23 protein-coding genes and 1 tRNA gene are annotated in these 17,187 nt (G+C 65.4%); 9 read left to right on the top strand and 15 right to left on the bottom strand.

Annotated elements, in window-relative coordinates:
- Positions 1-115: 115 nt before the first annotated feature.
- Entirely contained in the window at positions 116-727 is a 612-nt protein-coding gene (gene rdgB / locus ACYQ1H_RS13920) for an RdgB/HAM1 family non-canonical purine NTP pyrophosphatase (RefSeq protein WP_460028648.1), read from the top strand.
- An 8-nt stretch (positions 728-735) separates the two neighbouring features.
- Here rdgB and ACYQ1H_RS13915 read toward each other — a convergent pair whose 3' ends face one another.
- Positions 736-2,169, bottom strand: coding sequence for a helicase HerA-like domain-containing protein (locus tag ACYQ1H_RS13915; protein ID WP_460028647.1), 1,434 nt, complete (start codon positions 2,167-2,169; stop codon positions 736-738).
- 120 nt (positions 2,170-2,289) lie between these two features.
- Between ACYQ1H_RS13915 and ACYQ1H_RS13910 the strand changes: the two genes are divergently transcribed.
- The gene (locus ACYQ1H_RS13910) at positions 2,290-2,730 is read left to right on the top strand and encodes a gamma-glutamylcyclotransferase family protein (RefSeq protein ID WP_460028646.1); all 441 of its coding nucleotides are present in this window, start codon (positions 2,290-2,292) and stop codon (positions 2,728-2,730) included.
- Here ACYQ1H_RS13910 and ACYQ1H_RS13905 read toward each other — a convergent pair.
- Positions 2,711-2,896: a hypothetical protein gene (locus tag ACYQ1H_RS13905; protein ID WP_460028645.1), complete on the bottom strand. Its 186-nt coding sequence runs from the start codon at positions 2,894-2,896 to the stop codon at positions 2,711-2,713. The genes ACYQ1H_RS13910 and ACYQ1H_RS13905 overlap by 20 nt on opposite strands.
- Positions 2,897-2,901: 5 nt before the next feature.
- The gene (locus tag ACYQ1H_RS13900) at positions 2,902-3,489 is read right to left on the bottom strand and encodes an alpha-ketoglutarate-dependent dioxygenase AlkB family protein (protein WP_460028644.1); all 588 of its coding nucleotides are present in this window, start codon (positions 3,487-3,489) and stop codon (positions 2,902-2,904) included.
- Between the two features lie 104 nt (positions 3,490-3,593).
- Between ACYQ1H_RS13900 and ACYQ1H_RS13895 the strand changes: the two genes are divergently transcribed.
- The 3 genes from ACYQ1H_RS13895 (at position 3,594) to ACYQ1H_RS13885 (ending at position 5,169) form a co-directional block, all read left to right on the top strand.
- A complete protein-coding gene (locus ACYQ1H_RS13895) occupies positions 3,594-3,869 on the top strand; it encodes a DUF4389 domain-containing protein (RefSeq protein WP_460028643.1) in 276 nt (91 codons plus the stop codon).
- 41 nt (positions 3,870-3,910) lie between these two features.
- Positions 3,911-4,117, top strand: a complete 207-nt coding sequence (locus ACYQ1H_RS13890) for a heavy-metal-associated domain-containing protein (protein ID WP_460028642.1) — start codon at positions 3,911-3,913, stop codon at positions 4,115-4,117.
- Positions 4,118-4,188: 71 nt separating this feature from the next.
- The gene (locus ACYQ1H_RS13885) at positions 4,189-5,169 is read left to right on the top strand and encodes a malate dehydrogenase (RefSeq protein WP_460028641.1); all 981 of its coding nucleotides are present in this window, start codon (positions 4,189-4,191) and stop codon (positions 5,167-5,169) included.
- 64 nt (positions 5,170-5,233) lie between these two features.
- On the opposite strand, the gene argF is transcribed toward ACYQ1H_RS13885, so the two are convergent.
- The 5 genes from argF to plsY form a co-directional block, all read right to left on the bottom strand.
- Complete coding sequence (argF, locus tag ACYQ1H_RS13880) at positions 5,234-6,160, bottom strand: ornithine carbamoyltransferase (protein WP_460028640.1); 927 nt, start codon at positions 6,158-6,160, stop codon at positions 5,234-5,236.
- A gap of 18 nt (positions 6,161-6,178) precedes the next feature.
- On the bottom strand, positions 6,179-7,348 hold the full coding sequence (locus ACYQ1H_RS13875; RefSeq protein WP_460028639.1) for an aspartate aminotransferase family protein: 1,170 nt from the start codon (positions 7,346-7,348) through the stop codon (positions 6,179-6,181).
- A gap of 194 nt (positions 7,349-7,542) precedes the next feature.
- The gene (gene parE / locus ACYQ1H_RS13870; protein WP_460028638.1) at positions 7,543-9,432 is read right to left on the bottom strand and encodes a DNA topoisomerase IV subunit B; all 1,890 of its coding nucleotides are present in this window, start codon (positions 9,430-9,432) and stop codon (positions 7,543-7,545) included.
- A gap of 97 nt (positions 9,433-9,529) precedes the next feature.
- On the bottom strand, positions 9,530-10,147 hold the full coding sequence (locus ACYQ1H_RS13865) for a DedA family protein (RefSeq protein WP_460028637.1): 618 nt from the start codon (positions 10,145-10,147) through the stop codon (positions 9,530-9,532).
- A 72-nt stretch (positions 10,148-10,219) separates the two neighbouring features.
- Positions 10,220-10,810: a glycerol-3-phosphate 1-O-acyltransferase PlsY gene (gene plsY / locus ACYQ1H_RS13860; RefSeq protein ID WP_460028649.1), complete on the bottom strand. Its 591-nt coding sequence runs from the start codon at positions 10,808-10,810 to the stop codon at positions 10,220-10,222.
- Between the two features lie 80 nt (positions 10,811-10,890).
- Between plsY and folB the strand changes: the two genes are divergently transcribed.
- Both folB and folK read left to right on the top strand, forming a co-directional pair.
- Positions 10,891-11,256: a dihydroneopterin aldolase gene (gene folB, locus ACYQ1H_RS13855; RefSeq protein ID WP_460028636.1), complete on the top strand. Its 366-nt coding sequence runs from the start codon at positions 10,891-10,893 to the stop codon at positions 11,254-11,256.
- Positions 11,249-11,743, top strand: coding sequence for a 2-amino-4-hydroxy-6-hydroxymethyldihydropteridine diphosphokinase (folK, locus tag ACYQ1H_RS13850; protein WP_460028635.1), 495 nt, complete (start codon positions 11,249-11,251; stop codon positions 11,741-11,743). The genes folB and folK overlap by 8 nt, the downstream gene beginning before the upstream one ends.
- Here folK and ACYQ1H_RS13845 read toward each other — a convergent pair.
- Both ACYQ1H_RS13845 and ACYQ1H_RS13840 read right to left on the bottom strand, forming a co-directional pair.
- Positions 11,736-12,479, bottom strand: coding sequence for a pteridine reductase (locus ACYQ1H_RS13845; RefSeq protein ID WP_460028634.1), 744 nt, complete (start codon positions 12,477-12,479; stop codon positions 11,736-11,738). The genes folK and ACYQ1H_RS13845 overlap by 8 nt on opposite strands.
- Positions 12,472-13,350 carry a RibD family protein gene (locus ACYQ1H_RS13840; protein WP_460028633.1) on the bottom strand — a complete coding sequence of 293 codons (879 nt, stop codon included), beginning with the start codon at positions 13,348-13,350 and terminating at the stop codon, positions 12,472-12,474. The genes ACYQ1H_RS13845 and ACYQ1H_RS13840 overlap by 8 nt, the downstream gene beginning before the upstream one ends.
- Positions 13,351-13,531: 181 nt before the next feature.
- Between ACYQ1H_RS13840 and ACYQ1H_RS13835 the strand changes: the two genes are divergently transcribed.
- Positions 13,532-14,191 carry an LON peptidase substrate-binding domain-containing protein gene (locus ACYQ1H_RS13835; RefSeq protein WP_460028632.1) on the top strand — a complete coding sequence of 220 codons (660 nt, stop codon included), beginning with the start codon at positions 13,532-13,534 and terminating at the stop codon, positions 14,189-14,191.
- 74 nt (positions 14,192-14,265) lie between these two features.
- Positions 14,266-14,341 (top strand) — tRNA-Thr (locus ACYQ1H_RS13830).
- 130 nt (positions 14,342-14,471) lie between these two features.
- Here ACYQ1H_RS13830 and ACYQ1H_RS13825 read toward each other — a convergent pair.
- From ACYQ1H_RS13825 to ACYQ1H_RS13805, 5 genes are all read right to left on the bottom strand, one after another.
- Positions 14,472-14,726, bottom strand: coding sequence for a hypothetical protein (locus ACYQ1H_RS13825; protein ID WP_460028631.1), 255 nt, complete (start codon positions 14,724-14,726; stop codon positions 14,472-14,474).
- The gene (locus tag ACYQ1H_RS13820; protein ID WP_460028630.1) at positions 14,723-15,001 is read right to left on the bottom strand and encodes a hypothetical protein; all 279 of its coding nucleotides are present in this window, start codon (positions 14,999-15,001) and stop codon (positions 14,723-14,725) included. Before ACYQ1H_RS13820 ends, ACYQ1H_RS13825 begins: the two co-directional genes overlap by 4 nt.
- Complete coding sequence (locus ACYQ1H_RS13815) at positions 14,998-15,264, bottom strand: hypothetical protein (RefSeq protein ID WP_460028629.1); 267 nt, start codon at positions 15,262-15,264, stop codon at positions 14,998-15,000. Before ACYQ1H_RS13815 ends, ACYQ1H_RS13820 begins: the two co-directional genes overlap by 4 nt.
- The gene (locus tag ACYQ1H_RS13810) at positions 15,261-16,169 is read right to left on the bottom strand and encodes an ArdC family protein (RefSeq protein WP_460028628.1); all 909 of its coding nucleotides are present in this window, start codon (positions 16,167-16,169) and stop codon (positions 15,261-15,263) included. Before ACYQ1H_RS13810 ends, ACYQ1H_RS13815 begins: the two co-directional genes overlap by 4 nt.
- 80 nt (positions 16,170-16,249) lie before the next feature.
- Positions 16,250-16,576, bottom strand: a complete 327-nt coding sequence (locus ACYQ1H_RS13805; RefSeq protein ID WP_460028627.1) for a hypothetical protein — start codon at positions 16,574-16,576, stop codon at positions 16,250-16,252.
- Positions 16,577-17,187: the final 611 nt, after the last annotated feature.

Genomic DNA, 17,187 nt, shown 5'->3' with positions numbered 1-17,187 from the left:
GGCGGTATCTCCTCGATATGTTGTTGTTCATGAAAGGCCCGCGTCCACGCCCCGCCATTTGTCCAGGTGGCCTGGCGGAGGGACATGCCGGGCATTCTTCATCTAGGTGCCAACGATGAAAAAAATTCTCCTCGCCAGCGGCAACCCCGGGAAAATCCGCGAGGTCCGGGCGATATTAGCAGAGCATGATTTTTCGGTGATAACGCAGGCCGAATGCGACATCGGCGATGCGGAGGAAACCGGTCTCAGCTTTGTCGAGAACGCCATCCTCAAGGCCCGTCATGCAGCCCGCCTGTCCGGCCTGCCGGCGATCGCCGACGACTCGGGACTGGAAGTCGACGCCCTGGCGGGGGCGCCGGGAATATTTTCCGCCCGCTATGCCGGCATCGGCGCGACCGATGCCGACAACAATGCCAAGCTGCTGGCGGCGCTGGCCGGGGTGGCGGATGCCGGACGCAGCGCCCGTTTCCGCTGTGTCATGGTCTATCTGCGCCACGCGGCCGACCCCAGCCCGATCATCGCCGAGGGCAGCTGGCCGGGACGCATCCTGGCAGCACCCCGGGGTCAGGATGGGTTTGGTTACGATCCCTTGTTCTACCTGCCGGAGCAGGGTTGCACCAGCGCCGAACTGGCGCCGGCGGTGAAGAACCGGCTCAGCCATCGGGGACAGGCCTTGCGTGCCCTGGCCCGGGCGCTCGCCGCCATGGCCGGAACGTCTGGCGGCTGATCGCCCGGTCAGCGGTTGCCCAGCGAGCCCAGGATGCCGCGCAGCAGCTGCCGGCCGAGTTTGCGGCCCAGTTCCGAGCTGGCGGCGGATACGGCGCTCCTGGCCGCCTTTTCCAGGAAGCCTTGCAGCTCCTCGCCAATCACGGATGCCGGTCCGGAAGCCCGCTCTGCCCGCGTGCTCAGGCGCTCATAGGCCGATTCCCGGTCCACCGTCTCGGCGTAGCGCTCCCGATAGGGCGAGCGCTGCAGGATGGTCTCGCGTTCCTCGGCCGTGATGGCGCCCATGCGCGAGCGCGGCGGGCAAATCCTGGCCCTCTCGACCGGGCTGGGTACGCCGCCTTCCGTCAGGGTCGATACCAGCGCCTCGCCCACGGCCAGCTCGGTAATGGCGCCGGCCACATCCAGATCCGGGTTGCTCCGGAAAGTCTCGGCGGCGGCCCGGACGGCCTTCTGGTCCTTGGGCGTGAAAGCCCGCAGGGCATGCTGGATGCGGTTTCCCAGCTGACCCAGAATCTTTTCCGGTATGTCCAGGGGATTCTGGGTGATGAAATAAACGCCCACGCCTTTGGAGCGGATCAGCCGCACGACCTGCTCGACCTTGTCGATCAGCGCCTTGGGCGCATCGTCGAACAGCAGGTGCGCCTCGTCGAAGAAGAATGCCAGCCTGGGCAGGGGGGCGTCGCCACGCTCCGGCAGGTTTTCGTACAGCTCGGAGAGCAGCCAGAGCAGGAAGGTTGCGTACAGCCTCGGCTTGAGGAACAGGCGGTCGGCTGCCAGGATGTTGATGTGCCCGCGCCCGTCCAGGGTGGTCTGCATCAGATCCTCCAGGCGCAGCGAGGGTTCGCCGAAGAAATGTTCGGCGCCTTCCTGTTCCAGGGTCAGCAGTTCGCGCTGCAGGATGCCGAGGGTCTGGCGGCTGATGGTTCCGTAATCCTGGGCCAGCTCCGCGGCATGGTCGGCGGCGTGGCTGATCAGCGCCTGCAGATCCTTGAGATCCAGCAGCAACAGCCCATGATCGTCGGCGTACTTGAACAGCAGGGTCAGCACGCTCTGCTGGATGTCGCTCAGCTCCAGCAGGCGCGAGAGCAGCAGCGGCCCCATGTCGGACAGCGTCGCGCGCACCGGGTGGCCCTGCTCGCCCAGCACATCCCAGAACACCACCGGAAAGGCCTGCGGGCCGTAGTCGCTGACCCCGAGGGTAGCGGCGCGCTCGGCCAGTTTCGGATTGTCCGCGCCCGGGCAGGCCAGCCCGGCGAGATCGCCCTTGATGTCGGCCAGGAAGACGGGAATGCCGAGACGGGAGAAGCCTTCGGCCAGCACCTGCAGGGAGACCGTCTTGCCGGTACCGGTGGCGCCGGCGATCAGGCCATGGCGATTGGCGTAGCGGCCCTCCAGATAACAGGGCGATTTGCCCCGGCCCATCAGGATATGGTGTTCGGACATGCCTATACTTGATGCCAGCACGAAAAGGCCATCAGCTTAAACCCCGGGGCTGGCTGCCTGTCAATGCCATGAAGGTGACCCATGCCGGGTGGGGCCCGGCAATCGGGGAGAGGCACGATCATGTTCAATCTGTTTGCCTACGGAACCCTGCAACTGCCCGAGGTCTTCTGCGCGGTGACGGGGCTGGACCGCATCGGTGAGACCGCCACGCTGGCGGGATATGCCCGCTATGCCCTGCACGGCCTGACCTATCCCGGCCTGATCGCCGAGCCGGGCGCCGCCACGCAGGGCCTGCTGTATTGCGGGCTCGACGACGGGGCTGCGACATGCCTGGATCATTTCGAGGACGATTTCTACCGCCGCGCAAGCCTCTGGGTGACCACTGTCGAGGGTCGGCGCCACTTGGCGGAGGCATATGTGATCCCGTTCGATGAGTCTGCCGTGATCGACCGCCGGCCTTGGGTGCTCGACGACTTCTGCCGCCAGCATCTGCATGACTTCCTGTCCTGCTGCCGGACGTCCGATTCCCGGGGCGGCCACCTCAGCGCAGTTCGTGCCTGACCGCGCCGCAGCGGGGACAGCGCAGCACGGTCACCAGCCGGCCCTGCCTGACATCGAAGACGCGGGCCTTGTCGATCTCCCACTTGTGGAAGCCGGAACGGCACAGGGTCTTGCCCTGATGCCGCTCCGACGCCTTGGGACGGCGGAACGGGATGATGTCGGCCATGTGCGCTAGCGTGCGGTCTGAATAATGAGGCGGAAGGTCAGGTTGATGCGGGGCGCGGCGAGGGCGGGTTGCCGGGGCACGCGATGTTGCCAGTGCTCCTGGAAGGGGCCGGACATGACCAGGAGGCTCCCTGGCGCCAGTTCCATCCTCAGCCGCTCCCGCGTGTGCCGGTGGCGGATTTCGAAGCGCCGCTCGGCGCCCAGGCTCAGCGAGGCGATGACCGGGCAGGCGCCCAGCTCGGCCTCGGCGTCGGCATGCCAGCCCATCGCGTCCTGGCCGTTCCGGTACAGGTTGCCCAGCACGCTGTTGAAGGGGCGCCCAAGCGCGGTTTCCACCCGGGCCCTGAGATCCGCCAGCGTGTCGGTCCAGGCCTGCGGTTCGTGGACGACACCGGCATAACGGTAGACCGCACCGGCATCGCCGTACCAGCAGACGCGCCGGGGCACCTGGACCCGACGCCCCGCGAGGCGGAGACATTCGTCATGCCAGTCCAGCCCGGCCAGCAGGTCCCGGAAGCGGCGCTCGGCTTCGCCGGCCTCGAGAAAGTCCTCCCGGTAGTGGATTTCGCCGTCGCGATTTAGCAGACGATTCATGATTGGGGTATGCTTCCGCGCCAGTTGTCTCCGTGGCTGGCCGCCATTGTAACGGTTGCCGGGTGCGAGGCTTCCCGTTCATTTTTGCGTTGGTGATGTGCCGTATGTCCAGTATCGAACCGAGTGTGACCGATCCGGGAAATTTCTTTGTCCGGCTGTTCTACATCCTTGTCTATGTCATCATCCTCGGCATCGTGCGGTTCGTGCTCTGGGGCGTGTTGCTGGTCCAGGTCCTGCTGCACCTGGTCGGCGCGCAGCCCAATGCCGGCGCTCGTCGGGCCGGGGAGGTCGTGGCCGAATACATCTACCGCATCTGGCTGTATCTCAGCTACAGCACCAACGAAAAACCGTTCCCGTTCAACAGCCGCAGCGAGTCCTGAGCTTGTCTGGGGCGCATTCATCCAATACCGAGGAATATGACATGGCCAAGGCAAGCTTCAAGGTTGGCGGCATGAAATGCGGGGGTTGCGAGAAGGCGGTGCAGTCCGCGGCCGATGCCGTTCCCGGCGTCCAGTCGAGCAAGGCGTCCGCCCGGGACGGGCTGGTCGAGGTCGAGTACGATGACGCCACGACCACCCTGGAAGCCATCCAGCAGGCCGTGCAGGCCAAGGGTTATCCTCTGGCCTGAGGTCAGCGTTCCCCGTTTCGCCCGCGATTGGCATCATCGACCCAGGCCTGACGTCAGGCGCAGGATAGCCCATGAAAACACCGGTGAAGATTGCCGTTTCCGGTGCGGCAGGCCAGATCAGTTATGCCCTCCTGTTCAGGATCATCGCCGGCGATCTGCTGGGTCCGGATCAGCCCGTCAGCCTGAGCCTGCTGGAGGTGCCGCAGGCTGTCGGCAACCTCGAGGGGGTTGCCATGGAACTGGCCGATTGCGCCGCGCCGCTGCTGCAGGACGTTTCCTGTCACAGCGATCCCGAGCGCGCCTTCGAGGGGGCCGATCTGGTTTTCCTGGTGGGCGCCCAGCCGCGCGGCCCGGGCATGGAGCGGCGCGACCTGATGGAGGTGAACGCCGGCATTTTTTCCGTGCAGGGTCGGGCGCTCAATGCGGCGGCCCGCCGCACCGTCAAGGTGCTCGTGGTCGGCAATCCGGTCAACACCAATGCGCTGATCACCCGCGCCAACGCGCCCGATCTGCCGCCGGAAAACTTCGCCGCCATGACCCGGCTGGACCACAACCGCGCCGTCAGTCAGCTGGCCGCCCGCACCGGGCGGCGTATCCGCGAGGTCGAAGGCGTGATCATCTGGGGCAACCATTCCACCACCCAGTACCCGGACATCCGGCATGCCACCATCGGCGGACAGCCCGCGCTGGAACTGGTCGGGCACGCGTGGTACGAGCAGACCTTCATCGGCACCATCCAGCATCGCGGCGCGGAGGTGATCCGCGTGCGCGGCAAGTCCAGTGCCGCGTCGGGGGCCAATGCCGCGCTGGAACACATGCGCGACTGGGTCTTCGGCCTGCCGGCGGGGCGCTGGACCAGCATGGCGGTGTGCAGCGACGGCAGTTACGGCATCGAGCCGGGGCTGATGTTTTCCTACCCCGTCGAAATTCGGGAGGGACGCTGGCGCATCGTTCAGGGACTGGCGATCGACGATTTCAGTCGCGAGCGGATTCGCGCCAGCGAGGGGGAAATCCTGCGGGAGCGCGACATGGTCCGGCACCTGCTGCCCTGAGGCTACCTACGCCGGCGGACGGACAGGGCCAGAGGGATACCTCGCCCCCGGGTGGACGGCTGCTTCAGCGAGAGGCGAGCTGCCTGACCGGGCTGCTCTCGACCAGGAGGAATTCCAGCAGCGCCTTCTGCGCGTGCAGGCGGTTTTCCGCCTCCTCCCAAACCACGCTCTGCGGACCTTCCAGCACCTCAGCGCTGACTTCCTCGCCCCGGTGGGCCGGCAGGCAGTGCATGAACAGGGCGTCGGACCGTGCCTGCCGCATCAGCTCGGCGTCAACCTGATAGTCGCGGAAGGCCTGCACGCGCTTCGCCTGCTCCTCTTCCTGGCCCATGCTGGCCCACACGTCGGTGACGACCAGGTCGGCATCCTGCACCGCCTCGGCGGGATGCCGGAGAACACGTGCCCGCCCGCCGGCGAGTTCGAGAAATTCGGGTTCCGGATCGTAGCCCGCGGGGCAGGCGACGTTCAGTTCGAAGTCCAGCAATCCCGCGGCTTCGAGCCAGGAGTGGCACATGTTGTTGCCGTCGCCGATCCAGGCGACGCGCCGGCCACTGATCTCCCCGCGGTGCTCGACATAGGTTTGCAGGTCGGCCAGCAGCTGGCAGGGGTGGCTGCGGTCGGTCAGGCCGTTGATGACGGGGACGCGTGAATATTCGGCGAAGATTTCCACCGTCCGGTGCGCATGGGTGCGCAGCATGATGCAATCGACCATGCGCGAAATCACGCGGGCGGAATCCTCGATGGGCTCGCCGCGCCCGAGCTGGGTGTCGCGGGGCGAGAGGAAGATCGCCGCGCCGCCCAGCTGGATCATGCCCGCCTCGAAGGAAATGCGGGTGCGGGTGGAGGACTTCTCGAACAGCATGCCGAGAACCCGGTTCTTCAGCGGCTCGTGGACAGTCCGCGACTGTTTGAGTTCGATGGCCCGCCGGATCAGTCCACGCAGCTCGGCGGGGCTCAGATCTGACAGGTTCACCAGGTGGCGAACAGACATGAAAGCATTCTCCCGGCTTCAGGCGGCCGTAAAGTCGTTGACGAGCCGCGCCACGCCCTCGATCAGGTGTTGCACTTCCTCGTCGGTCAGGATCAATGGCGGCAACAGGCGAATGGTGCGTTCCGCGGTGACATTGATGAGATAGCCTGCGGCCAGGGCGCGCTGGGTCAGCTCGGCGCAGGGACGGTCCAGCTCGATGCCGATCAGCAGGCCGCGGCCACGGATGTCGAGCACCTGCGGATGATCGGCCAGGGCCGAGCGGAAACCGTTCAGCAGCCGCTGGCCGAGGAAGGCGGCGCGGGCGATCAGGTTCTGTCGCTGGAGTGTCTCGATGACGCTCAGCGCCGCGCGACAAGCCAGCGGATTGCCGCCGAAGGTGGAGCCGTGCCGGCCCGCCGTCAGCACGTCGGCCGCCGCGCCGCGCGCGAGGCAGGCGCCGATGGGCACGCCGTTGCCGAGCGCCTTGGCCAGGGTCATGACATCTGGCTGGATGCCGGCGTGCTGGAAGCCGAACCAGGCGCCGGTACGGGCCATGCCGGTCTGTACCTCGTCGAGCATCAGCAGCCAGCCGCGCTGGTCACACAGCTGGCGCAGCGCCGGCAGGAATTCCGCCGGCGGCACGCGCACGCCGCCCTCGCCCTGGATGGGCTCGACCAGCACGGCCACCACGCTGGCATCGTCGATGGCGGCGACGGCCTCGGCATTGCCGTAGGGGACGCGGATGAAGCTGTCCACCAAGGGCTCGAAGCTCTCCTGGACCTTGGTGTTGCCGGTGGCGCTGAGGGTGAAGAGGGTGCGGCCATGGAAGCTGTTTTCCATGACGACGACCTTCGGATGGGCGATGCCCCTGCCGTGGCCATGCCGGCGGGCCAGTTTCAGCGCCGCCTCATTGGCCTCGGCGCCGGAATTGCAGAAGAACGCATTGTCCATGCCGCCCAGCCGGCACAGCTCGGCCGCCAGTTGCTCCTGCAGGGCGATGCCATAGAGGTTGGACGTGTGCACCAGCTTGCCGGCCTGGTCACAGATGGCGGCGGCGACGGCAGGGTGGGCATGGCCCAGGTTGCAGACCGCGATGCCGGAGATGGCGTCGAAGTAGCGGGTACCGTCCGTGCTCCACAGCCAGGGGCCCTCGCCGCGTTCGAAGACGACGGGCAGCCGTGCGTAGGTCGGCATCACTTGACTGGACATCGAAACATCCTCCCCGAAAACAAAAAAGGCAGCCCAGGGACTGCCCTTCAAAAAAACAAGCGAAGCATTATAGGGTAATGGGCTTCGATGGCAAGGATAAATCCGGATTGCAGCCTCGGTGACGACGATGTGACAGTTGCCTGCACCGCGGCCCGGGGCGGGGATGGCGGCTGGCCGCGATGGGCACGGCCGGCTCAGACCTCGGCCAGGTTGCCCTTCTCCTCCAGCCAGGCCTTGCGGTCGGCGGCACGCTTCTTGGCCAGCAGCAGGTCCAGCTTCTCGTCGGTGCCGGCGGTATCCGCCAGCGTGAGCTGTACCAGGCGGCGCGTGTCCGGATTCATGGTGGTTTCGCGGAGCTGGGAGGGGTTCATTTCACCCAGACCCTTGAAGCGCTGCACATTGACTTTTCCCTTGAGCTTTTCCGCCTCGATGCGGTCCAGCACGCCCTTCTTCTCGGCCTCGTCCAGGGCATAGAACACCTGCTTGCCGACATCGATGCGATAGAGCGGCGGCATGGCGACAAAGACATGGCCGGCCTCGACCAGCGGCCGGAAATGCCGCACGAACAAGGCGCACAGCAGGGTGGCGATGTGATTGCCATCGGAATCGGCGTCGGCGAGGATGCAGATCTTGCCGTAGCGGAGCCCCGCGAGTTCGGCGGACCCGGGATCGACGCCGATGGCGACGCTGATGTCGTGGACTTCCTGCGAGGCCAGCACGCCGCCGGATTCCACCTCCCACGTGTTCAGGATCTTGCCGCGCAGGGGCATGATGGCCTGAAAGTCCTTGTCGCGCGCCTGTTTGGCGGAACCGCCGGCGGAGTCGCCCTCGACCAGGAACAGCTCGGTCAGGCCGAGGTCCTGCGAGGCGCAGTCGGACAGCTTGCCGGGCAGCGCCGGGCCGCTGGTGACCTTCTTGCGCGTGACCTGGCGGCTGGCCTTCAGGCGCTTCTGGGCGCTCTCGATGACCAGTTCGGCGATCCGCTCGCCGATCGTGGGGTGCTGGTTCAGCCACAGGCTGAAGGCGTCCTTGGCCACGCCGGCGACGAAGGCGGCGCATTCGCGCGAGCTCAGACGCTCCTTGGTCTGCCCGGAGAACTGCGGGTCCAGCATCTTCAGGGAGAGGACGTAATGACAGCGTTCCCAGACATCCTCGGGCGCGATCTTGAGGCCACGCGGCAGCAGGTTGCGGAATTCGCAGAACTCCCGCACCGCCTCGGTCAGGCCGGTGCGCAGGCCATTGACGTGGGTGCCGCCCTGCGCCGTCGGCACCAGGTTGACATAGCTCTCGGTGACCGGCTCGCCGCCGCCCTCGGGGGTCCACAGCACGGCCCAGTCGACCGCTTCCTGCTGCCCGCTGAGACTGGCGACGAAGGGTTCCTCCGGCAGGCAGTGCTGGCTGCCGACGCGATCCAGCAGGTACTGCGGCAGGCCGTTCTCGAAATACCAGCTCTCGGTCTCGTGGACCGTCTCGTCGGTCAGGGTGATGCGCAGGCCGGGGCAGAGTACGGCCTTGGCGCGCAGCAGCGCCTTGAGCCTCGGCGTGGCGATGCGTGGCGAGTCGAAGTACCGGGCCTCGGGCCAGAAACGCACGCTGGTGCCGGTGTCGCGCTTGCTCGTCGTGCCGGTCGCGGTCAGGTCGCGGATCTTCTCGCCGCGCGCGAAACCGATGTCCCAGATTCGGCCATCGCGGCGGACCTCCACGTCCAGCCGGTCGGACAGCGCATTGACCACGGACACACCGACACCATGCAGGCCACCGGAGAAGCCGTAGCTCTTGTTGGAAAACTTGCCGCCGGCGTGCAGCTTGGTGAGGATCACCTCGACGCCGGATACACCCTCCTCGGGGTGCAGGTCGACCGGCATGCCGCGGCCATCGTCACGCACCTCGACCCCGCCGTCGGTCATCAGGCGGACCTCGATGTTCCGGGCGAAACCGGCCAGCGCCTCGTCGACGCTGTTGTCGATGACTTCCTGGGCCAGGTGGTTGGGCCGGCTGGTATCGGTGTACATGCCGGGGCGCTTGCGTACCGGGTCCAGCCCGGAGAGCACTTCAATCGAGGCGGCGTCGTAGGTGTGGCTCATGATCGGCAGCGGGAAGGTCGCGCCCCTCCGCCGTGGTGATGGCGGAAAGGGTGGGGCGGGCCGGAGGTTCGGGAGTTGGGCGGTTGGCGATGACGTTTCAGGCCGGATCGGCCTGGCGGCGCAGCTTGCGCTGGTGCAGGACCGCGTAGAGCCCACCCAGGACGAGGCTGAAGACGATCACGGCGATCACGGCTTCATGCGAATACTCGGCGATCAGCGCCTCGTTCTGGCCGATGAAATAGCCGATCCAGGACAGGATGCTGACCCAGAGGCCTGCGCCAACCGTGGTGTAGAGGCTGAAACGCCAGTGGTTCATGCGGGCGATGCCGGCCGGTATGGAGATGAGGTGCCGGATCACCGGCAGCAGCCGGCTGATGAAGGTGGAAATCTCGCCGTGGCGGAGGAAGAAACCTTCCACCTTGTCGAAGTGTTCCTCGGTAATCCAGACGTAGCGGCCATACCGGATCACCAGCGGCCGGCCCAGCCAGCGGGCGACGAAGTAATTGGCATAGGCCCCCGCCAGGCTGCCGAGCGTACCGCTGAGGATCACCAGCCACATGTTCATCTTGCCCTCGTGCACCAGGTAGCCGGCCGGGGGCATGACGACTTCGCTGGGAATCGGGAAGACCGAGCTTTCCATCGCCATGAGCAGGAAAATGCCCGGATAGCCCATGGCGCCGATGGTGTTGACCAGCCAGTTGACGAGTTCGTGCATGAAGAGTCCGCGGTGTGGGGTGAAGTGGCGATTATCGCCGAAGCGGCGAGGAAACCGGTATACCGGCCGGCCTCAGGATTTCTGGCCGATCCGGCTCTCCTCGCCGCGCAACAGGCGCTCGATGTTGCCGCGATGGCGGGAGATCAGCAGCAGGGCCATGGCCAGCGCCGCACCGCTCAGGACGGGCGATTCCCGCAGCAGCCAGACATACAGCGGCGCCAGGGTGGCCGCGGTCAGGGCCGCCAGCGAGGAGATGCGGAACAGGAAAGCCATCAGCAGCCAGGTGGCCAGCACGGCGAGACCGACCCAGACGGAGAAACCCGACAGGACCCCCAGCGCCGTGGCCACGCCCTTGCCACCCTTGAAGCGAAAGAACACCGGGTACAAATGGCCGAGGAAGGCGGCCAGACCCACCGCGGCCAGGATGTCCGGCGATGCGGACAGGGCATCCGCGATGACTACCGGTACCAGGCCCTTCAGTGCATCCCCCAGCAGGGTGATGATGGCTGCCTTCTTGCCGCCCAGCCGCAGGACGTTGGTCGCGCCGGGATTCTTCGAACCCTGTTCGCGCGGGTCGGGCAGCCCGGCCAGCTTGCTGACGATGACCGCGGTGGAAAGCGAGCCGAGGAGATAGGCGAACGGAACGAGGAACCAGATGGCCATGGCGGGGTATGTTTGGGTTGTCATGGAGAGAGGGCTATGTTACCAAGTCGCGCCGAACCACAGCCTTACCGGACTCTTGAATGGACATCATCTTCCTGCGCGGACTCGAGGTGGAAACCGTCATCGGTATCTATGATTGGGAGCGAACCATCCGCCAGACCGTCATCATCGACCTGGAAATGGGCACCGATATCCGCCCGGCAGCCGCCACCGACGATATCGCCCATACCCTCGACTACAAGGCGGTGTCGAAGCGCATCATCGGTTTTGTCGAGACCAGCAGTTTCTTTCTGGTCGAGACACTCGCCGAGCGCATCGCCGCCATCGTCCTCGACGAATTCGCCGTGCCCTGGGTGCGGCTGACGCTGAACAAGAAGGGCGCCATCCGTGGTGCCAGCGATGTCGGCATCCTGATCGAGCGGGGGTCCCGTTCCGGCCATGCCTGACGTGTTCCTGAGCCTCGGCAGCAACATCGATCCCGAGATTCACATCCCGGCGGCGCTGGAGGATCTGCGCCAGACCTTCGGTCCCCTGGCGCTTTCCAGCCTCTACGAGACCGCCGCGGTGGGCTTCGAGGGACCACCCTTCCACAATCTCGCCGCCGCGTTCGTCTCGGAGGAGGAACCGGCCGTCATCGCGCGCCGCTTGCGCGAGATCGAGGAGCGGCATGGCCGCACCCGCAACAGCCAGAAGTTCAGCTCCCGCACGCTCGATGTCGACCTCATCCTGTACGGGGACCGGATCGTCGAGGCGGATGGCCTGCGCTTGCCGCGGGACGAGATCACCCGCTACGCCTTCGTGCTGGAGCCCCTGTCCGAGCTGGCGCCCCAGCGCCGCCATCCCGTGCTGGGCCAGACCTATGCGGCACTCTGGGCCGCCTTCGACAAAACCGGGCTGGCGCAGAAGCGGCTGCCGGTGCCGGAGCTCAGATGAAGACGCTGCGGCCGCCGTCGACCGCCAGGATCTGCCCGGTCACATAGGGCGCCTCCTCCAGCAGGAAGCGCACGGTCCGGGCGATGTCGCCGGGTGTGCCCGGGCGCGCCAGCGGCACCTTGGCGAGAATGTCTGCCGGCTGCGGTCCGTCATCCTGTTGTTCCGGCCAGAGAATGGCGCCGGGCGAAACGCCGTTGACGCGCACCTCGGGCGCGAATTCCACGGCCAGCGACCGGGTGAGAGCAGCCAGGCCGGCCTTGGCGACCGAGTAGACCGGATAACCCTTGAGCGGCCGTTCGGCGTAGACGTCGATCAGGTTGACAATGGCGCCGCCCCGGCGCCGCAGGTGGGGAGCCGCGGCCTGTGCCAGGAACAGGGGAGCCTTCAGATTGCTGCCCAGCAGATGGGTCCAGTCCGTTTCGGTGATGTTGCCGAGCGGGGTCGGGTAGAAGGACGATGCGTTGTTGACCAGGCCATCGAGCCGCCCCCAGCGGCGGGCGGCTGTCTCGACCAGTGCGGCCAGGGCGGCCGGGTCGTCCAGGTCCGCCTGCAGGGCCAGGACCGAATCGGTTCTCAGCGCGTTCAGCGCGGCGGCGAGGCTCTCGGCCTCCGTCGCCGAGCGGTGATAGTGCAGGACCACGCGCCAGCCGGCCGCATGCAGGCCGCGGACGATTTCCGCGCCGATGCGCCGGGCGCCGCCCGTGACCAGCGCCGCCGGCGTTGTCTTCTCATCCATGCGTGGTGTCTCCCGGGAGTGGTGCCGCATAGGCGGCGCAGGCGAACTGGGCAAACCATTGTCCGGCCCCGTTCGGCGCCGCCGGATCGTAGTACAGCGAGCGCAGGTGCAAATGCCCGAAGGGGCCCATTTCCGGCCCGGGCACCAGGGAGCGGAATGCCTCGCCCCCCATGAGCTGGTGGGTCATGGTCTGGAACAGCAGTGCCAGCCGCTCCTCGCGCACCATCGTGTCGAGCATGTGCGGGCCGGCGATCAGATACAGGCTGTGGTAGCCCCGCTCGCCCAGCCGCTGGGTCAGCGCCGCGCCGGCCACCATGCGGCCCTGGCCGGCGAAGATGACCTCGTATCCCTGATCCCGCCAGTAGGCCACCCGTGCCGGATCGGCATCTGCGCCGGTGGCGATGTAACAGGGCTGGCGATGCTCGCGGATCGAGGCAGGCATGGGGAAATCGAGGCTGGCGCTGGCGATCACGATGGCCGGCTGCGGCGGCAGGCCTTGCGCCAGGCGCCAGGCGGGCAGGTCGGCGCCGGCGGCATGCGCGCCGATCTGCAGGATGTTGCCGAGCCGCCCCTCGGCCAACGATCGCAGGTAGCCGCCATGGGTGATCAGGCAATCGGCCTGGCATTGCAGTTCCAGGAACAGCCGGAAATCATCCGGAGTCGTCAGCGACTTGGGCAGGTAAGGCAGGCCGCTGTCATCCTCCAGGGCGATGCGTCCATCGAGGCTGGTCAGAAAGTTCGCATAGACAAAGGGCTGCTCCGGGCTGCCGCGCTCGTGCAGGCGCAGGCGCAGATACAGCCCGGCAAGCTCGACGGTCTCGCACGGGGTAGGGAACAGGCGCAGCAGGGTTTTCGGCACGGCATTCGGCACCAGGGAAGCCTCGAGATGGCGGCATGGTAATCCATCCCCGGCGCTGCCGTACCGGTCTGGCTGGCGACGGCCGCAAGAGCCCGACCCGGCAGCACTCCGATGGTGGCGATCCGCTTGGATTTCTGCCTGGTTGCCCCATATCGAAGGTCATTCAACCGCGAGTTCCTCACCGGGAGGCAGAATGTCCAACAACCGCTTCACCCCGGGCTTCGAGAGTTTGCCCGACGTCCTGCCCTTGTTCCCGTTGTCGGAGGCCATCGTGATGCCCGGCTGCCACCTCCCGCTCAATATCTTCGAGCCGCGTTACATCGAGATGACCCTGGACAGCCTCAAGACGCACCGCCTCATCGGCATGATTCAGCCGGAGCCGGACCGGCCCGAGGAGGCTCCGCTGTATCGCATCGGCACCGCCGGGCGGATCGTCTCCTTCAACGAATTGCCGGATGGACGTCTGCTGACCGTGCTGCTGGGCGTCTCGCGCTTCGACCTGCGCCAGGAAATCGCCGTCACGACGTCTTACCGCCAGGCCGAAGTCGACTGGCAGCGTTTCCGCAGCGATCTCGAAGCCGCCGGGGAACAGCAGGGCTATGACCGGTCACGGCTGATGTCGCTGCTCAAGACCTACTTCGACCGCAAGGGGCTCCAGACCGACTGGTCGGCCCTGGAGCAGGTGCCGGTTCCGCAGCTCGTCAACCTGATGGCCAGCCAGTTGCCTCTGGCCAACGCGGAGAAGCAGGTGCTGGTCGAGGCCGTCACCCCCGAAGAGCGGGTTTTCCGTTTCATGCACCTGCTCGAATTCGACGTCACCCACAGCCTCAATGGCGCGTCAACCCGGCATTGATCGGGCTGGCCGCCGCGCACCAGCGACCAATGCCTTGATGCCGGGAGGTGGTGATCCCTATAATGCGCGACTTGGCCGATGTAGCTCAGCCGGTAGAGCAGCACATTCGTAATGTGCGGGTCGCAAGTTCGAATCTTGTCATCGGCTCCATAAATTCAAAGGGTTAGCGAGAGCTGGCCCTTTTTCATGTCTGCCGTTGCCCCCTCATTGCCCCCTTCGGCAGATTTCGCCTGCCCCCGCGACGCCCACAAAAAAGGGCTCCCGGAGGAGCCCTTGTCATTCATTCAAGCCCTGGCCATACCGTTGTGCCGGGTGGGTAGTCATCGCGCCAGCGAACGAACACGACCATGAACCCGCCGGGTCGTCGGATCACGGCGATACCGCCGCCATCAAGTTCACGGGTCACCGCCGCCAGACCGGTCAGGCCAGCCGCTTTCTTCACCTGCCGCACGGCGGTCCTCAATGATGCCGGCTGCCTGCCCTCGGCGATCCCGTAGCGGATCAGGTCACTTGGGCTGTCGAATTCGATGTTCATACCGCGACTTCTTCATCGCCGTAAGCCGCCGGGATCAGCTCCCCCGTGTGCCCGCAACAAAGGCCCCGGTCCTCCCAATTGACGCACGTGGCGACAATCGCCCAGCACGGATCGGAGCCCTTGTCGCGCATGGCGCGGAACACCTGTTTCAGCTCGGATCGAACCGCGCCGAAGGACAACGCGCCGCCATCCGCCGCGAGAAAGTACAGGGGGTACCCGCCGGGCCACACATAGGGGCCATTCCGTAGCGCCCGCTTCAAGTCTTGCGTGTTCATGCCGCTACCCTCCCGTGGTACCGGATCGCCTCCCGGGCACACTCGATCGCGTACTCCCGCCCCGCTTCGCCGTAGTAGCCCCAGCACGAATCGACACACTCGGTTTCCAGCTGGCCAGCCTTGATCCAGACGCGTTCGACGATCCAGCCGTAAACCTCCCCCTCCAGATAGGCCCGCCCGTCCTCATCGCTGTAGCAGTCGAACGCCTGCCGGGGGTCCGGTGCATCGAAATCGAGTTCGATTCGATAGATCAGCCCGTTCATGCCGCTACCCTCTCCCCCCGTTCAGGTAGGCTCAAGCGCCGCATGAATTCCACGGCCTCACTCGCTTTGCTGGCGGCAGTGAACACGGCCCGCTTGTCGTCCTTGAGCACCCGGAGCCATTCGGCAATGTAAGCGGCATGGTCCTCCCGAACCTCGGGGGTAATCCCCAGGTCAGCACACAGGAACGCCGCCCCGAGTTCGGCTACCAGCTCTTCCATGGCATAGCCGGCATCACCCCACCGCTTGCGCCCCATGTCCCGATCCAGCCGTGACGGATGGCGCGTCCAATGGGTCAACTCATGCGCCAGGGTGGCGTAATAGCGCTCCCCGCTGTTGAACTGCCCGAACGCGGGCACCTGGATGTAGTCGGCATCTATCCGGTAAAACGCCCGCCCGCCGCCGTGGCGTATATCAGCCTCCAGGCGCGACACGAACGCGTCCAGCCGACGATCCCGCTCCTCCCGGTTTCGTCGCGCTACGGGCTCCCCGGGGGCATAGAAGTGCTCGGGTAATCCCTCGACCTGCTCGGCATTGAACACGGTGCTCTGCTTCAGGAACGGCACGGCACGGGTTTCCTCTTCGCCGTCGTCGCGGGTCTCGGTCTTGATGACCCTGTTGGCGTAGACAATCGGCGACCCGTGCTCGCCCTTGCGCACGTGAGCACCCAGCTTGAGGGCTGTCTGAAAGCCGAACCAGTACGGTGAGCGGTAACCCTTGTCACAAGCATCCGCCCACAAGGTCAGGACATTCACGCCCGAGTAGGGCTGCCCTGTCGAACGCAACGGCAGTGCAGCGGGGCCACCTGCTTGCCACGGTTTCATCCAGGGCGGGGTTCCGGCTTCCAGTTGAGCAACGATGCGATCCGTGACGGTCTGGTAAATGTCGCGGCGTGATACCTTATTCATGATTTCCTCGTTTCTTCCTCGTTTCGGGGGGGTCAATAGGGCACGAGGGATTGCAGTCCCCCGTGCCCACCTCTCTGCGACTACACCACTGCCCGGCGCTCTTGTTTCCACTCGGCCCAGTCGAGGGCTTTTCGGCGCTCTAGTTCCTCCCTGGCTGGCAAGACTTCATCCGGGGTTAGCAGGTCAATGGCGAGACCGTCAAATGAGGCGATAAAGCCCGGGTCACTCATTTCCGCTTCAATGAAGTCCACAAGGTTCCGCGCGCAAAGCAGCAGCATGGCATCATCGCCTTGCCGTGCGCAGTCCACCAAATCCGCCAATTCCAACAAGATATGGTTGTCAGTTGCGCAATCAAGCGCGTGCGAGATAGTGGCAAGGTTTGCAGCGATGGTAATGGTTGTGGTCATGGCTATATCCTCTTTAGGCTAAGTATTGACTAGGTTCATCCTGAATTATCAGGATGGCAAAATAATATCCCGATATTATTTTTTGTCAATATCTTGACAGGTATTTTGGTAAACCCGTGTTTTCGAGCATCGGCGGGTATTTTCTAGGCCGCCGCCAGACAGTATCTCGCGCTTTTCCGGGGAGATTCAAAACGCGTCAATACCCCCCACCCCCCGTGGACCACGCGCTGTCGACGACCCCCCACCCCCACCCATGACGCTCACCTAAACCCCTTTTTCTCGAAGTCAATTACGCAGCCATAACCCCCACATCCCTAGGAGAAAACAACTTACATCCCCAAGTCAATTACGCAGCCATAGCCCCCTATATTCCCAGGAGAAACCAGACCCATATACCCCGGTTACGCAGCCATAATCCCCCTATATTCCCAAGAGAAACCAGACCCATATACCTCAGTTACGCAGGTTAATACCCGAAAGAAACCCGCGAGATACTTCAATTACGCAGCCAATACCTGATCGCTTTGTCGGATTCTTGGCCCGGGCCGGCGAGTGACGGCGCGATGCTGGTTGCTACCTGTGCCCGACCAGAAGCCCATCGACACCTCTAG

The sequence above is a fragment of the Methyloparacoccus murrellii genome, from assembly GCF_054657115.1.
Note: the sequence above shows the minus strand (reverse complement) of the source record. Positions and strands in the feature narration are given on the sequence as shown.

Bases quoted from the DNA above. Each gene is read 5' to 3' on its own strand.
- rdgB (WP_460028648.1), top strand. From the start codon at position 116: ATGAAAAAAATTCTCCTCGCCAGCGGCAACCCCGGGAAAATCCGCGAG.
- ACYQ1H_RS13915 (WP_460028647.1), bottom strand. From the start codon at position 2,169: ATGTCCGAACACCATATCCTGATGGGCCGGGGCAAATCGCCCTGTTAT.
- ACYQ1H_RS13910 (WP_460028646.1), top strand. From the start codon at position 2,290: ATGTTCAATCTGTTTGCCTACGGAACCCTGCAACTGCCCGAGGTCTTC.
- ACYQ1H_RS13905 (WP_460028645.1), bottom strand. From the start codon at position 2,896: ATGGCCGACATCATCCCGTTCCGCCGTCCCAAGGCGTCGGAGCGGCAT.
- ACYQ1H_RS13900 (WP_460028644.1), bottom strand. From the start codon at position 3,489: ATGAATCGTCTGCTAAATCGCGACGGCGAAATCCACTACCGGGAGGAC.
- ACYQ1H_RS13895 (WP_460028643.1), top strand. From the start codon at position 3,594: ATGTCCAGTATCGAACCGAGTGTGACCGATCCGGGAAATTTCTTTGTC.
- ACYQ1H_RS13890 (WP_460028642.1), top strand. From the start codon at position 3,911: ATGGCCAAGGCAAGCTTCAAGGTTGGCGGCATGAAATGCGGGGGTTGC.
- ACYQ1H_RS13885 (WP_460028641.1), top strand. From the start codon at position 4,189: ATGAAAACACCGGTGAAGATTGCCGTTTCCGGTGCGGCAGGCCAGATC.
- argF (WP_460028640.1), bottom strand. From the start codon at position 6,160: ATGTCTGTTCGCCACCTGGTGAACCTGTCAGATCTGAGCCCCGCCGAG.
- ACYQ1H_RS13875 (WP_460028639.1), bottom strand. From the start codon at position 7,348: ATGTCCAGTCAAGTGATGCCGACCTACGCACGGCTGCCCGTCGTCTTC.
- parE (WP_460028638.1), bottom strand. From the start codon at position 9,432: ATGAGCCACACCTACGACGCCGCCTCGATTGAAGTGCTCTCCGGGCTG.
- ACYQ1H_RS13865 (WP_460028637.1), bottom strand. From the start codon at position 10,147: ATGCACGAACTCGTCAACTGGCTGGTCAACACCATCGGCGCCATGGGC.
- plsY (WP_460028649.1), bottom strand. From the start codon at position 10,810: ATGGCCATCTGGTTCCTCGTTCCGTTCGCCTATCTCCTCGGCTCGCTT.
- folB (WP_460028636.1), top strand. From the start codon at position 10,891: ATGGACATCATCTTCCTGCGCGGACTCGAGGTGGAAACCGTCATCGGT.
- folK (WP_460028635.1), top strand. From the start codon at position 11,249: ATGCCTGACGTGTTCCTGAGCCTCGGCAGCAACATCGATCCCGAGATT.
- ACYQ1H_RS13845 (WP_460028634.1), bottom strand. From the start codon at position 12,479: ATGGATGAGAAGACAACGCCGGCGGCGCTGGTCACGGGCGGCGCCCGG.
- ACYQ1H_RS13835 (WP_460028632.1), top strand. From the start codon at position 13,532: ATGTCCAACAACCGCTTCACCCCGGGCTTCGAGAGTTTGCCCGACGTC.
- ACYQ1H_RS13825 (WP_460028631.1), bottom strand. From the start codon at position 14,726: ATGAACATCGAATTCGACAGCCCAAGTGACCTGATCCGCTACGGGATC.
- ACYQ1H_RS13820 (WP_460028630.1), bottom strand. From the start codon at position 15,001: ATGAACACGCAAGACTTGAAGCGGGCGCTACGGAATGGCCCCTATGTG.
- ACYQ1H_RS13815 (WP_460028629.1), bottom strand. From the start codon at position 15,264: ATGAACGGGCTGATCTATCGAATCGAACTCGATTTCGATGCACCGGAC.
- ACYQ1H_RS13810 (WP_460028628.1), bottom strand. From the start codon at position 16,169: ATGAATAAGGTATCACGCCGCGACATTTACCAGACCGTCACGGATCGC.
- ACYQ1H_RS13805 (WP_460028627.1), bottom strand. From the start codon at position 16,576: ATGACCACAACCATTACCATCGCTGCAAACCTTGCCACTATCTCGCAC.